The organism is Nonomuraea sp. NPDC049309, assembly GCF_043196965.1.
GTDB classification, from domain to species: domain Bacteria; phylum Actinomycetota; class Actinomycetes; order Streptosporangiales; family Streptosporangiaceae; genus Nonomuraea; species Nonomuraea fastidiosa.
The window spans coordinates 15,650-28,586 of the sequence record NZ_JBICSH010000006.1; the positions used below are offsets into that span (position 1 = coordinate 15,650).

Annotated in this window: 13 protein-coding genes; 10 read left to right on the top strand and 3 right to left on the bottom strand. The window is 70.9% G+C overall.

Features of this window, described 5'->3' with window-relative positions:
• The first annotated feature begins 180 nt into the window (after positions 1 to 180).
• Both ACGFIM_RS31775 and ACGFIM_RS31780 read left to right on the top strand, forming a co-directional pair.
• Positions 181 to 924, top strand: coding sequence for an SOS response-associated peptidase (locus ACGFIM_RS31775; protein WP_393207850.1), 744 nt, complete (start codon positions 181 to 183; stop codon positions 922 to 924).
• Between the two features lie 155 nt (positions 925 to 1,079).
• Positions 1,080 to 1,412: a TraR/DksA family transcriptional regulator gene (locus tag ACGFIM_RS31780; protein WP_393207853.1), complete on the top strand. Its 333-nt coding sequence runs from the start codon at positions 1,080 to 1,082 to the stop codon at positions 1,410 to 1,412.
• A 158-nt stretch (positions 1,413 to 1,570) separates the two neighbouring features.
• Here the strand turns inward: ACGFIM_RS31780 and ACGFIM_RS31785 are convergent, their stop codons facing one another.
• On the bottom strand, positions 1,571 to 2,311 hold the full coding sequence (locus tag ACGFIM_RS31785; RefSeq protein WP_393207856.1) for a class I SAM-dependent methyltransferase: 741 nt from the start codon (positions 2,309 to 2,311) through the stop codon (positions 1,571 to 1,573).
• 233 nt (positions 2,312 to 2,544) lie between these two features.
• On the opposite strand from ACGFIM_RS31785, the gene ACGFIM_RS31790 reads away from it, so the two are divergent.
• From ACGFIM_RS31790 to ACGFIM_RS31820, 7 genes are all read left to right on the top strand, one after another.
• On the top strand, positions 2,545 to 3,150 hold the full coding sequence (locus tag ACGFIM_RS31790) for a sigma-70 family RNA polymerase sigma factor (protein WP_364059479.1): 606 nt from the start codon (positions 2,545 to 2,547) through the stop codon (positions 3,148 to 3,150).
• On the top strand, positions 3,147 to 3,413 hold the full coding sequence (rsrA, locus tag ACGFIM_RS31795) for a mycothiol system anti-sigma-R factor (protein WP_393207860.1): 267 nt from the start codon (positions 3,147 to 3,149) through the stop codon (positions 3,411 to 3,413). The genes ACGFIM_RS31790 and rsrA overlap by 4 nt, the downstream gene beginning before the upstream one ends.
• A 10-nt stretch (positions 3,414 to 3,423) precedes the next feature.
• On the top strand, positions 3,424 to 4,365 hold the full coding sequence (locus tag ACGFIM_RS31800) for an NAD-dependent epimerase/dehydratase family protein (protein WP_393207863.1): 942 nt from the start codon (positions 3,424 to 3,426) through the stop codon (positions 4,363 to 4,365).
• A 224-nt stretch (positions 4,366 to 4,589) separates the two neighbouring features.
• Positions 4,590 to 5,945 carry an HD-GYP domain-containing protein gene (locus ACGFIM_RS31805; protein WP_393207866.1) on the top strand — a complete coding sequence of 452 codons (1,356 nt, stop codon included), beginning with the start codon at positions 4,590 to 4,592 and terminating at the stop codon, positions 5,943 to 5,945.
• Complete coding sequence (locus ACGFIM_RS31810) at positions 5,942 to 7,237, top strand: HD-GYP domain-containing protein (protein ID WP_393207869.1); 1,296 nt, start codon at positions 5,942 to 5,944, stop codon at positions 7,235 to 7,237. Before ACGFIM_RS31805 ends, ACGFIM_RS31810 begins: the two co-directional genes overlap by 4 nt.
• A gap of 132 nt (positions 7,238 to 7,369) precedes the next feature.
• Positions 7,370 to 8,725 carry an acetyl/propionyl/methylcrotonyl-CoA carboxylase subunit alpha gene (locus ACGFIM_RS31815; protein WP_393207872.1) on the top strand — a complete coding sequence of 452 codons (1,356 nt, stop codon included), beginning with the start codon at positions 7,370 to 7,372 and terminating at the stop codon, positions 8,723 to 8,725.
• Between the two features lie 40 nt (positions 8,726 to 8,765).
• Positions 8,766 to 8,978, top strand: a complete 213-nt coding sequence (locus ACGFIM_RS31820; RefSeq protein ID WP_364059461.1) for a biotin/lipoyl-binding carrier protein — start codon at positions 8,766 to 8,768, stop codon at positions 8,976 to 8,978.
• Here ACGFIM_RS31820 and ACGFIM_RS31825 read toward each other — a convergent pair.
• Positions 8,968 to 9,351 carry a thioesterase family protein gene (locus ACGFIM_RS31825; RefSeq protein WP_393207875.1) on the bottom strand — a complete coding sequence of 128 codons (384 nt, stop codon included), beginning with the start codon at positions 9,349 to 9,351 and terminating at the stop codon, positions 8,968 to 8,970. The two genes, ACGFIM_RS31820 and ACGFIM_RS31825, sit on opposite strands and share 11 nt — an antisense overlap.
• Positions 9,352 to 9,595: 244 nt before the next feature.
• On the opposite strand from ACGFIM_RS31825, the gene ACGFIM_RS31830 reads away from it, so the two are divergent.
• Entirely contained in the window at positions 9,596 to 11,251 is a 1,656-nt protein-coding gene (locus tag ACGFIM_RS31830; RefSeq protein WP_393207878.1) for a protein kinase, read from the top strand.
• A gap of 4 nt (positions 11,252 to 11,255) precedes the next feature.
• Here the strand turns inward: ACGFIM_RS31830 and ACGFIM_RS31835 are convergent, their stop codons facing one another.
• Entirely contained in the window at positions 11,256 to 12,902 is a 1,647-nt protein-coding gene (locus ACGFIM_RS31835; protein WP_393207881.1) for an acetolactate synthase, read from the bottom strand.
• Positions 12,903 to 12,937: the final 35 nt, after the last annotated feature.

Sequence of the window (12,937 nt, forward strand, 5' to 3'; positions counted from 1 at the left end):
TCTCCCTGTGGACAACCGGCCCAGCCTCAGTGGGGGACCTGCGCAGGCGCGTCGGCCGGGCTCCAGCGGGGGCGACCCACGCAGGGGCGCCGGGTCGGCGGAAGAGGGCGGGTGGCGGCGGTCGGGTGGCGGCCGTGAGGCGAACATGCGCGCGAAAGCCGGACGTGGCAGTGTGGGGTCATGTGCGGTAGATACGCCTCGGCGCGCAAGAAGCACGAGCTGCTGGAGGAGTTCCAGGTCGAGCAGGACCCGGAGCCCGACAAGGAGCTCGGCCCCGATTACAACGTCGCGCCGACCAAGAACGTCTACGCAGTTCTGAGCCGCGTGCCCAAGGACGCCGAGCGGGCGGTGCGGCAGCTGAGGATCGTCAAGTGGGGCCTGGTGCCGGCGTGGGCCAAGGACCCGTCGATCGGCTCCCGGCTGATCAACGCCAGGGCCGAGACGCTGGCGGAGAAGCCGTCGTTCCGGCAGGCGTTCGCCAAGCGCAGGTGCCTGCTGCCGGCCGACGGCTACTTCGAGTGGATGCCGGTCGAGGGCGAAAAGAAGAAGCAGCCGTACTTCATCCATCCGGCCGACGGCGGGGTGCTGGCCATGGCCGGCCTGTACGAGTTCTGGAAGGACCCGTCCAGAGACGATGACGACCCGCTCAAGTGGCTGGTGACCTGCACCGTCATCACCACGAACGCCGAGGACCACCTCGGCCGCATCCACGACAGGATGCCGATGATCATCGACAGGGACCACTGGGCGGAGTGGCTCGACCCCAAGCTGACCGACGCCGAGCGGGCGGGGCGGCTGCTGGTGCCCGCCGAGACGGGGCGGCTCACCGCGTACCCGGTGTCCACGGACGTCAACAACGTCCGCAACAACGGGCCGGACCTCATCAAACCCCTTCCTGACGAGGAGGAGAGCGCGCTCTTCTGAAGGTGTAAGAAGCCCGGTAAGTGGGCATCCGGTGAGGAAAGCGATGCACCCGTTCACACGGTGTCACCGCTGAACGTTGCCCCCTTGATCACACCGGGCGGGACATCCGGGGGGTCCTGGCCGCGGCGTACCCCTTCACCCGGAGGTGCGGATTCGTGGACGTCACGACCGCTCGTGAGCGGCTGGAAGAAATGCTCGCCGACCTCGACCGTTCGATCGGGGTCCTGCGCGGCGAGCCAGTCGGTGTGCGCGACCGCTCTGCGGCCGACGCCGGCTCCGACCTGACCGACGCCGACCGGGCCCAGGCCATGCTGACCGTTGCCACGAGCCAGCGGCAGGCCATCCTCGATGCGCTCAAACGCATCGACGAGGGCGCGTACGGCCGGTGCGTCGACTGCGCCAAGCCGGTGCCGGAGGGCAGGCTCGAAGCCCGCCCCGAGGCGGCGAGGTGCGTGCCCTGCCAGGGCAAACGCGAACGCCGCCGCTGATCCGGTCCGATGCGGTGCGACCGGCCGGCCGGTCGGCGGGCGGGCCTAGGCGCCAGGCAGGAGGAAGCCCGGACAGGAGGCGGCCGCAAGAAGGAAAAGGCGCAGTCGCCGGACACGAAGAGCGGCGGATGCGGCCCCCTTCCGCAGGCGCGCGAGGGTCACTTCTTGCGGGCGCTGGCCACCAGGTGGATGCCGACCGTGTCGTCGTCATCCGGATGGGCCTCGAGCTCGGTGCGCACCAGGTAGTTGAGCGCCCGCGCGTCCGAGCCGAGCACGTGGTCGACCGTGGACGGCGACAGCACCGTACGGGGCCGCATCCATTCGATCTCCAGACCGGCGCCCTGGAGCAGCTCGCGCAGCTGCGTGCTGCTGAAGCAGCGCGTGATGCTCCCGTCGGGCCACGGCACGAGCATGACCTCGCCGGTCTGCCGGAGGTGCTGCCACTGCTCCTGCTCGGCCAGGATGGCCATGCCGAGCACGAGGGAGTCGACGCACACCAGGGCCCGGCCGCCGGGCTTCAGCACCCTGGCGACGTCGTTCATGGCGGACTCGGCCATGAGCTCGATGGACATCACGCGCTCTTCCGCGAGCACGGCGTCCACGCTCTCGTCGGGCAGGAACGCCAGGTCGTCGGCGCGCACGTGGCGTACGCGGTCGGCGTCGCGCAGCCGGGACTGGCCGTCGGCGGTGCGGCGGAAGTCGAGCACCTCGATCACCCGGTGCCCGGCTCTGGCGGCCTGGCCTGACCATCGTCCGCGGCCGCCGGAAAGGTCGAGGATGACGGAGGGCTCGGCGGGAAGCCATCGGTTGAGTTGTTCGGCGGCGACGGCGCGGTAGAAGGTCCAGTACGGCCCGAGCGTCCCTGAGCCGTTCAGTTCCTCGGCCGGAATGGGCAGCACACGCGACTCCTGGGTTCCGGAAAAAGGGCTACCAGCCGGTACGTATGACGTTCCCCGCACCGGGTCCTTCGTACCTTCTATCTTGCGGGAACAGACAAGGGCTCGGGTGTGTTGCGACGAGCATGCTCACAATGGTCGAACCCCGACCCGCTGACCCATTGGCCGCGAGCCAGCGGGTATCCTCCCCTGAGTACGGTGTACCGCCACAGCCGGCCACCGGTGATCTTAGGGGGGTGGGTCCGGTGCCCGCGACAGGCGCGGAGACGCTGGAGCAACGAAGTGAGCGCTTCGAGCGCGACGTCATGCCTTATCTCGAGCAGCTCTACTCCGCGGCGCTCCGGATGACCCGGAACCCCGCCGACGCCGAAGACCTGCTCCAGGAGACGTTCGCGAAGGCGTTCGCGTCCTTTCACCAGTTCCAGCAGGGCACCAACCTGAAGGCGTGGCTCTACCGGATCCTCACCAACACCTTCATCAACAGCTATCGCAAGAAGCAGCGGGAGCCGAAGCAGTCGGGCACCGAGGAGATCGAGGACTGGCAGCTCGCGCGGGCGGAGTCCCACACCTCGAGCGGTCTGAAGTCCGCCGAGGTCGAGGCGCTCGAGCACCTGCCCGACGGGGATATCAAGAAGGCGCTGGCGTCTTTGCCCGAGGAGTTCAGGATCGCGGTCTACCTGGCCGACGTCGAAGGCTTCCCCTATAAGGAGATCGCCGACATCATGGGCACCCCGATCGGGACCGTGATGTCGAGGCTGCACAGGGGACGCAGGCAGCTGCGGGGCCTCCTTGAGGACTACGCCCGCGAGCGCGGCCTGGTCCCGGCGGAGGGATCGAAATGAGCTGTGGCAACCCGCACGACACCGACTGTCGTGAAGTGCTCGACAAGGTCTACGCCTACCTCGACGGCGAGCTGACCGAGAGCGACGTCGCACAGATCAAGGTGCATCTCGACGAGTGCAGTCCCTGCCTCAAGGAGTACGACCTGGACAAAGCGGTCAAGGAGCTGGTCCACAAACACTGCGGTTGTGACCCGGTTCCCGCTGATCTGCGGTCCAAGGTGCTCGATCGCATCGCGCAGGTGAGGGCCGAACTCGCCGACTAAGATTCCCTTCATGCGCGTGTTGGTCACCGGCGGTGCCGGATTCATCGGATCGAATCTCGTCGATCGCCTGTTGGCCGACGGCCATGAAGTCGACGTCGTCGACGACCTGTCGTCCGGTAGGCGGGAAAATCTCGCCGAGGCGGCGACCAGCGACCGCTTTCGGCTGCACGAGATGGACATCCGCGACCGCGCGCTCGTCGACCTGATGACCGAGCTGCAGCCGGAGGTGGTCTGCCACCTCGCGGCGCAGATCAGCGTGCGCAAAAGCGTGGCGGACCCGGCCTACGACGCCAGGCTCAACGTCGAGGGCACGGCCGCCGTGCTCGCCGCCGCCCACGAAGGCCGCACCCGCAAGGTGGTCTTCGCCTCGTCGGTCGCCGTCTACGGGCGGCCGGCCACGATCCCGGTGCCGGGCGATGCGGCCACCGACCCGCGCTCGCCGTACGCGGCGTCCAAGCTGAGCGGCGAGATCTACCTCGCCACGTTCAAGGCCCTGTACGGCCTCGAATACACCACGCTGGTGCTGTCCAACGTCTACGGCCCCCGCCAGGCGCCCGACGGCGAGGCCGGCGTGGTCTCGATCTTCACCGACGCGCTGCTCAACGGCACGCCCACGGTCGTCTACGGCGACGGCACCCAGACCCGCGACTACGTCTACGTCGACGACGTGGTGGACGGTTTCGTCCGCGCCTGCGGCCCCGAGGGCAACGGCCGCCGCTTCAACCTCGGCACCGGCATCCAGACCACCGACCGGCGCCTGCACACGCTCATCGCCGACGCGGCCGGCGCGCCGGACAAGCCGGGCTTCGCGCCGCCGCGGCCGGGCGACCTGCCCGCGATGGCGGTCGATCCGGTGCCCGCCCACGAGGGCCTCGGCTGGCAGCCCCGCACCGACCTCGCGACCGGGCTGAAGAAGACGGTCGAGTGGGCCGCCGCGCGTCGCGGCAAGTAGTGACTTGATTACGCTTTGCTTGCGATTTCCGACTCTCCCCTTGCGGCCACCCCGTCTTCTGTAGCGTGAGAGCCACAAGTCGACGTGGAGGCATGTGGATGTCGAAGGTTACGGTCGCCCGGCTGCTCACCGCCCTCGTGCTGATCGCTCCCGCGGTCGCGCTGATGTCCGGCGGCGTCCTGCCTCCCGGAGTGACCTGGACCTGATGGCTATGGGGGGCCGCCATGCGTGATCTGCCGTGGCCCGCAAGGGTCTATCTGGCCGCCGTGATCGGGGCGGCGGCCGCTCTCATCATCCGCGGCGTGATCGTCTCCGGCGCGCCCGTGGTCACCGAGGATCTGGACATCCTCCTGGTCCTCGCCCTGCTGTTCCTGGTGTGCGAGTCGATGCCGACGCTGCTCAACGTGGAGCAGACCGCGGTGTCGGTCAGCTTCTCCGCCTCGCTCGCGGCGGTGGTGCTGATCGGTCCCGAGGGCGCCGCGCTGGTCGGGCTGACCGCGATGGTCAGCGTCAGGCCGGGCCTGCCGCTGGTCAAACGGCTGTTCAACGGCGCGCAGTTCGCCATCTGCGGTTACACCGCGGGGCTGGTCTACGAGGCGTTCGACGGCCGGGTCGGCGTGCCCGACGTCAACGCGTTCGACGACCTCATCGGCCCGTACGCCGCGGCCACGGCCGTGTTCGTGCCGCTCAACATCGCGCTCACGCTCACCATGATCCGGCTGGCCACGCGCGTGCGGGCCACCGAGATGCCGATGCGCGGCATGGCCCAGTTCCTGCTGTCGTATCTGGGGTACGGCACGTTCGGGCTGCTGGTGGCGGGGCTGTGGGCCACGGTCGCGTCGATCTCCGCGGTGCTGGTGCTGGTGCCGCTGTTCGTGGCGCGCTGGGCGTTCGGGCAGTATCACGCGCAGCAGCGCTCGTACGACGCGACGATCGCCGCGCTCTGCCAGGCCGTGGAGACGAAGGACTACTACACGCGCGGTCACTGCACGCGCGTCTCGCACGCCTCGTCCATGATCGCGCAGGAGATCGGCATGGGCCCCGAGCGGGTCCGCGCCATCCGCTACGCGGGCATGCTGCACGACGTGGGCAAGCTCGGCGTGCCCACCAAGGTGCTGCAGAAGGAGGGGCCGCTGACCGAGGAGGAGTTCGCCGCGATCCAGCTCCACCCGATGCGCGGGCTGGAGATCGTGCGCGGCATCGGCTTCCTCGACGAGGCGTACGCCGGGATCATGCACCACCACGAGCGGCACGACGGCACCGGCTACCCGATGGGGCTGGCGGGTGACGAGATCCCCGAGTTCGCCAAGGTCATCGCGGTGGCCGACGCGTTCGACTCGATGACGTCGGACCGTTCCTACCGGGGGGCGCGGCCGGTGCCGGTGGCGATCGACGAGCTGCGCAAGAGCGCGGGCACGCACTTCGACCCGGTCATGGTGGCGGCGTTCATCCGCGCGCTCGAACGCGAGCCCTGGCAGCCGCCGCGCCGCGTCGATCCGCCGCCTCCCGAGGTCGCCGAGACGCAGATCAAGGACCACGACGACCCGACGATGCCGATCCAGGTCGTGACCGGGCCATGATCGCCACCGAGCGCGTGATGAGGGGACGGGACCGGTCGCTGCACACGGTCCTGCGCAGGCTCGACTCGGGGCAGCTGCTGCTGATCTGCGCGGCCGGGCTGGTCGCGCTGACCGGTGTGGCGTACACGGCGGCCGAGGGGCTCGACCGGCCGGAGATCGCGGTCGGGTTCGGCGCGCTGATCGCGGTCGGTGAGCTGGCCAGGCTGACCATGCCGGGCAACAGGGAGGTCGCGCCCATCGGGGCGGCCGCCGCGCTGGGCTACACGCTGCTGCTCGACCTCAGCGAGAACCCGCTGCGTCACTCGGCGCTGCAGGTCGTGGCGGTGATCGCGGTCGGCATGCTGGCGGGGGCGCTGCCGCACCTGGCGGTGGGCCGCCCGCCGCGCCTCGACGCGATGGCCAGGCGGCTGCTCACCGGCGCGCTGCTGGCCTTCGCCTTCCGCCCGCTGGCCGACCCCCTGTACGAGCTGACCACGCCGCCCACGAGCACCTGGTGGCCGGCGCTCGCCGTGATGGTGACGTTGATCACGATCACGCTGCTGGTCGACGTGCTGATCGCCGCGCTGCTGCGGGCCGAGCAGGTGCGCACCGCGTTCCGGGTGGCGGTGCGCGACGAGCTCAACATGGCGTTCCCGCTGGGGGCGGCCGTGGGGTCGTCGGGCGTGCTGCTGGCGCTGGCCACGCACAGCATGGACCTGGTGGCGCTGCTGGTGTTCGCCGCGCCGCTGCTGGTCACGCAGGTGGCCTTCCGCAAGTACGCCGGCATCCGCGCCACTTATCTGCAGACCGTGCGCGCCCTGTCGCGGGTCACCGAGGTCGGCGGCTACGTCGAGCCGGGGCACTCGCGCCGGGTCAGCCGCCTGGCCGTGGCCATCGGCAGGGAGCTCGGCATGGCCGAGCCCGAGCTGCTGGAGCTGGAGTACGCCGCGCTGATGCACGACATCGGCCAGCTCTCGCTGCGGGACCCCATCCCGGGCGGTGCGACCGTGCTGACCGAGCCCGAGCAGGCGCGCCGCATCGCCGAGCTGGGCGCCGAGGTCATCAAGCAGACGGGCGTGCTCGACCGGGTGGCCGAGGTGGTGCGCAGGCAGTGCGACGTGATCGCCGACGACCCGCCGCTGTCGAGCCGTATCATCAAGGTCGCCAACGCCTACGACGACCTGGTGGGGCCCTCGACCGACCGCGACAGGAGCGGGGCGGCGCTGGAGCGCATCCGGTTGTCGGCCGGCAGCGCGTACGATGCCCACGCGGTGGAGGCGCTGGCCCGCGTGATCGACCGCGGCCGGATCTGAGATCTACAGCCGGCCGCGCTCCGGAGCTGTTTCCGGCCGCTCACTTTTGTGGGGTTCCTACAGATCGTGCTCGCCGGATCGGTGGTTTCGGGGGAAAGGGGTCAAGGCGGTGGCGGTCGTAGGGTGGTCGGCGTGCTTACTGAGACGCTCGGACCCGTTCTGATCGCCAACCGAGGGGAGATCGCGCGGCGGATCATCCGCACGGTCAAGCGGATGGGCCTGCGAGCCATCGCGGTCCACTCCGAGGCCGACGCCGACCTGCCCTTCGTCCGCGAGGCCGACGAGGCCGTGCTGCTCGGACCGGCCAATCCGGCGCAGAGCTACCTCGACGTCGCCAAGGTGCTGCAGGCGGCGCGCGACACCGGCGCCAGGGCGATCCACCCCGGCTACGGCTTCCTGGCCGAGAACGCCGCGTTCGCCAGGGCCGTCATCGAGGCCGGGATGGTGTGGATCGGCCCGTCGCCCGAGGCCATCGACAAGATGGGCGACAAGATCAACGCCCGTAACCTCATGGAGGCCGCCGGCGTGCCGGTCGCGGCGGGCACCCGCGAGCCGGTGACGGACCTGTCGCAGGCGCTCAGGGCCGCCGAGTCCATCGGCTACCCGGTCATGGTCAAGACCGCGGGCGGTGGCGGAGGCATCGGCATGAGCGTCGCCCACGACGAGGAGGCGCTGGGCAAGGCGTACGAGCAGGCCGCCAGGGCGGCGGCGCGGTTCTCCGGCGACGCGCTCGACGGCCCCGCCGTGCTGCTGGAGCGCTACATCGAGCGGGCCCGCCACGTCGAGGTGCAGATCCTCGGCCTGCCCGGCGGCGAGGTCGTGGCGCTGGGCGAGCGCGACTGCTCGGTGCAGCGCCGCCACCAGAAGGTCGTCGAGGAGTCGCCGTCGCCCGGCATCAGCGCCGAGCTGCGCGAGCGCATGCTCAAGGCGGCGGTGCGCGCCGGCGAGGCGGTGGGCTACGTCGGCGCGGGCACGGTCGAGTGCCTGGTCGACGCCGACAAGCAGGACTTCGTGTTCCTGGAGATGAACACCAGGCTGCAGGTGGAGCACCCGGTCACCGAGCTGGTCACCGGACTCGACCTGGTCGAGCTGCAGCTGCGGGTGGCGGCGGGCGAGCGCCCCGAGGTGCGGCCCGAGCCGCGCGGCCACGCCATCGAGTTCCGCGTGTACGCCGAGGACCCCAAGCGGTTCTTCCCCGGCCCCGGAAAGATCACGGCGTGGAAGGAGCCCGCGGGCGACGGCGTGCGCGTCGACTCGGGCTACGCGGAGGGCAACACCGTCACCCCGTTCTACGACCCGCTGATGGCCAAGCTGTGCGTCCACGGCTCCGACCGGGCGGAGGCGCTGGAGAAGGGCCGCAAGGCGATCGCGGAGTTCGTCGTCGAGGGCCCGAAGAACAACCTGCCGTTCTGCGCCGAGCTGCTGGAGAACGCGGAGTTCGCCGCCGGCGACTATGACACCGGCCTGGTCGCGCGGATGCGCGCGTAGGCCGCATGAGATTGTTGGATCAGTGAAGAGGGAGGTCCCGGTGGCTGAGGTACGCGCTGAGATGGTGGCGAACGTGTGGAAGGTCCTCGTCAAGGAGGGCGACACCGTCTCCGACGGCGACACGCTCGTCATCCTCGAGTCCATGAAGATGGAGATCCCGGTGATCGCCGAGGACGACGGCGTGGTGGCGCAGCTCAAGGTGGCCGAGGGCGACGTGATCCAGGAAGGCGACCTGATCGCGGTCATCGAGTAGTGCGGGCGAGGAACCTGGCACGGTCGACCACGACGCGCTCGATCGTGCCCGTGCCCAGCACGGCGCCGTGCTCGTCGTGGGCCTCGAACGCGAAGACCAGCCGCCGCCCGTCGACCTCGGTCAGCTCGACGCCGACCTGCACGCGCGCGCCGAGCGGGCCGGCGGCCAGGTGGTCGAGGGCGACCCGGGTGCCGACGGAGGTCTCACCGGGCGCGAGATGCCGGGCGACGGCGCGTACGGTCGCCGCTTCGGCCAGGGCGAGCAGCCTGGGTGTGGCCAGCACGGGCACATCACCGCTGCCGATCTCCTTGGCGGTGTCGGCCATCTCGACGACGGTCGAAAGCTGGGCGCGCAGCCCCGGTGCGAGCGTCATGGGGATCAGCCTAAAGGGCGGCGGAATGGGCCCGCTGACTTCCCGGAAACGCGGACAAGTGCGCACGCAAGGCCTCAGGATAGGCTTTGTACGGCTTGAGGCTTTTGAGTGGCATGTGAGACAGGTGAGTCGTACACTCTCTGAGTTCCGTGACCACTGTGTAACCTCACCGCGACAAAACTTCGCTTTGTTGGAGACCCGCGGGGTGGGAGAGGTACGGACGTAGGGGGGTAGCGGGGGAATCATGGTGGCCCAAGGGACGACGCTGGCGGGGCGGTATCGCCTGGATACCCGCATCGGCGCCGGTGGCATGGGCGAGGTGTGGCGAGGCGAGGACACCGTCCTGGCCCGCACCGTCGCCGTCAAAGTGCTGCTCCCAGGCCGCATGCAGGACCCCGGCTTCGTCGCCCGCTTCCAGGGGGAGGCGCGGGCGATGGCCACGATCAACCACCCCGGGGTCGTGGACGTCTACGACTACGGCGTCAGCGGCGACACCGTCTACCTGGTGATGAAGTTCGTCGACGGCGAGCCGCTCGACCGGCTGCTCGCCCGGCTGGGCCGCATCCCGCCGCAGGCGGCCATGGAGCTGATCGCGCAGGCCGCCTCGGCTCTGCAGGCCGTCCACGACCAGGGCATCGTGCACCGCGACGTCAAGCCGGGCAACCTGCTCGTGCAGCGCGACGGCACGCTCGTGCTCACCGACTTCGGCATCGCGCGCTCCGACATCGCAAGCCGGCTCACCGACGCCGGCATGGTGCTCGGCACTGCCGCCTACTGCGCTCCCGAGCAGGCGGAAGGCGCCCCCGTGACGCCCGCGGTCGACATCTACGCGCTCGGCGTGGTCGCGTACGAGTGCCTGGTGGGCCAGCGGCCCTTCGACGGCGACAGCGCCGTCACGATCGCGCTCAAGCACATCCGCGAGGCTCCGCCGCCGCTGCCGGCCGACATCCCGCAGCCGGTGCGCCGGCTCGTGGACATCGCGCTGTCGAAGGATCCCGCCAGGCGCTACCCCAACGCGCGCGCGATGAGCGAGGCCGCCAGGGCGATCGCCAGCGGGCAGGCACCGGCCGAGCCCGAGGCGCTGGCCGGACTGTCCGGCGCGCCGTCCACGGGGGCGACGATGGCGCCGCCGTCCGAGGCGTACCAGCAGACCGGCTCCTACCAGCCGCGCGAGGGCGACCCCTACCAGACCGGCGCCCGGCTGGCCCAGGAGGACACCGCGGTCTCCGAACGGCGCGGCGGCCGGCGTGCCGCCAAGGCGCCGCGCAGGACCGGGCTGGTCGCCGGCATCGCGGCGGCCGTCGTGCTCGGCGCGGGCGCGGGCGCGGTCGCGCTGACCGGATTCACCGCCACGCCCGTCGAGCCGACCCAGACCACCTCGGCCATGGCCAACCAGGGCGACGGCAAGGAGGTCAAGCCCAAGCCGACCAGGCCCGCCGCCAAGACCAGGACGCCCGAGCCGCCCACCGTCGAGCCCGAGCCGACCCGGGTGGCCGAGCAGACCGTCAACCGGCCCCAGAGCCCCACGCCGTCCGTCACGCGGACCATCCAGGAGCCGACGAAGACGCCCACCAGCACGCCGTCCGCCAGCCCGTCGCCGACGCAGTCGCCCTCCGCGAGCCCGTCGATCAAGAAGGTGCTGGTGCCGAACGTGGTGGGCAGGCGCCTGCTCGAGGCCCAGGGCATGATCGAGGCGGCCGGCCTGCAGCCGGTGATCGACGACCGCACGACCACCACCGACGGCCGGCGCTGCGGACGGATCAAGGCGACCACGCCGGGGCCCGGCAAGGCGGTGGAGAAGGGCGCGGAGATCACGATGGTGCTCATCGACAGCGCCTGCCCCGAGGACAGCCCGCCGGAGACGCCCACGCCGACCCCCACGCCCTCCAAGGCGCCCTGACGGGTCAGACGCCCGTCGTGTTGCGCGGGTAGGCGATCTGCGGGTCCGTGGCGATGTTCACCATGTACGGCACCCCGGAGTCGAACGCCCTGCGCAGCGCCGGGCCGATCTCCGACGGCGCGGTCACCAGCTCGCCGCCGCCTCCGAGGGCCGTGACCACCTGGTCGTAGCGGCACTGCGGCTGCAGCTCGGCCGCCACGTCGTAGCCGTACAGCAGCTGCATGGGGTGCTTCTCCAGGCCCCAGATGCCGTTGTTGCCGCAGATCATGACGACCGGCAGCTTGTGCCGCACCAGGGTGTCGACGTCCATCAGCGAAAAGCCCGCTGCGCCGTCGCCGAGCAGCAGCACCACCTGCGAGGACGGCCTGGCCAGGCGGGCGGCGATGGAGTAGCCGAGGCCGGTGCCGAGACAGCCGTACGGGCCCGGGTCGAGCCAGTTGCCCGGCCGCTTCGGCTCGACGTACTTGCCCGCGTACGACACGAAGTCGCCGCCGTCGCCGATCACCACGGCGTCGTCGTCCAGCACCTTGGCCAGCTCTCCGTAGATGCGCATCGGGTGGATCGGGTCGGCGTCGGAGGCCAGCAGCTCGGCGTCGCCCGCGATGGCGGCCTTGGCGGCGCCGGCCAGCTTCTCCACCCACGGCGCGTACGCGTCGGGCTTGACCCCCGCCTCGGCGCAGGCCGTGCCGAGGCTCCAGAACACCACCGACAGGTCGCCCGCGGCCGACGCGGCCGGCTGCATGTGGGTGGTGAGCTGCGAGGGCGCGTCGGCGATGTGGACCACCCTGGCGAGCGGCGCGCCGTCCTTGCCGCCGAACCAGCCGTAGCCGAGCCGGAAGTCGAGCGGCGTGCCCACCACGATCACCAGGTCGGCCTGGCCGAACGCCATGCCCCGCGCCCTGGTCACCAGCAGCTCGTGGCCGGACGGCAGGATGCCGCGGCCCTGGCCGTTGGGGATGACCGGCAGCCGCCACGTCTCGGCGAAGTCGCGGGCCGCCTCCTCGGCGCGGTCCATCCACACGTCGGAGCCGTACACCAGGACCGGGCGCTCGGCCTCGGCCAGCAGGCGCGCGATGCCCGCCAGGTCGTCGGGGTCGGGCTCCAGCGGGGACGGCGTCTGCGTGCGCACCTCGTGGACGGGGGAGGGCGAGAACAGGTGGTCCATGTAGAAGTCGAGGAAGACCGGGCCGCGGTGCGGTGCCACCGCCGTGCGGAAGGCCACCTCGACGTCCTGCCCGATCGAGTCGGCCCCGCTCGCCGTGAACGACAGCTTGGTGATCGGTTCGAGCAGCGGCGGATGGTCCATCTCCTGCAGCGCGCCGCTGCCCCAGCGCGACTGCGGCGCACGGCCGCCGAGCACCACCACGGGAGAGCCGTTGAAGTGCGCCGTCGCCACGCCGCTCACCCCGTTGGTGACGCCGGGGCCCGCCGTGAGCACCGCCAGGCCGGGGCTCCTGGTCAGCCGTGCGGTCGCCTCGGCGGCGAAGACCGCGCTCTGCTCGTGGCGTACGTCGACGATGCGCATGCCTTCGTGCACCGCGCCGTCGTAGAGGGGGAAGACGTGGCCGCCCGAGAGAGTGAACATGGTCTCGACGCCGTAGGCCTTGGACACGGCGACGGCGGCGTCACCGGCGTGCTTCGCAGACTCCATGCCGGGAACTTACCAACCAGTCACAGGAGTAAACA

Excerpts from the sequence above, each read along its gene's own strand:
- ACGFIM_RS31805 (WP_393207866.1), top strand. The coding sequence starts at position 4,590 with ATGCGTGATCTGCCGTGGCCCGCAAGGGTCTATCTGGCCGCCGTGATC.
- ACGFIM_RS31775 (WP_393207850.1), top strand. The coding sequence starts at position 181 with ATGTGCGGTAGATACGCCTCGGCGCGCAAGAAGCACGAGCTGCTGGAG.
- ACGFIM_RS31810 (WP_393207869.1), top strand. The coding sequence starts at position 5,942 with ATGATCGCCACCGAGCGCGTGATGAGGGGACGGGACCGGTCGCTGCAC.
- ACGFIM_RS31825 (WP_393207875.1), bottom strand. The coding sequence starts at position 9,351 with ATGACGCTCGCACCGGGGCTGCGCGCCCAGCTTTCGACCGTCGTCGAG.
- ACGFIM_RS31835 (WP_393207881.1), bottom strand. The coding sequence starts at position 12,902 with ATGGAGTCTGCGAAGCACGCCGGTGACGCCGCCGTCGCCGTGTCCAAG.
- rsrA (WP_393207860.1), top strand. The coding sequence starts at position 3,147 with ATGAGCTGTGGCAACCCGCACGACACCGACTGTCGTGAAGTGCTCGAC.
- ACGFIM_RS31830 (WP_393207878.1), top strand. The coding sequence starts at position 9,596 with ATGGTGGCCCAAGGGACGACGCTGGCGGGGCGGTATCGCCTGGATACC.
- ACGFIM_RS31800 (WP_393207863.1), top strand. The coding sequence starts at position 3,424 with ATGCGCGTGTTGGTCACCGGCGGTGCCGGATTCATCGGATCGAATCTC.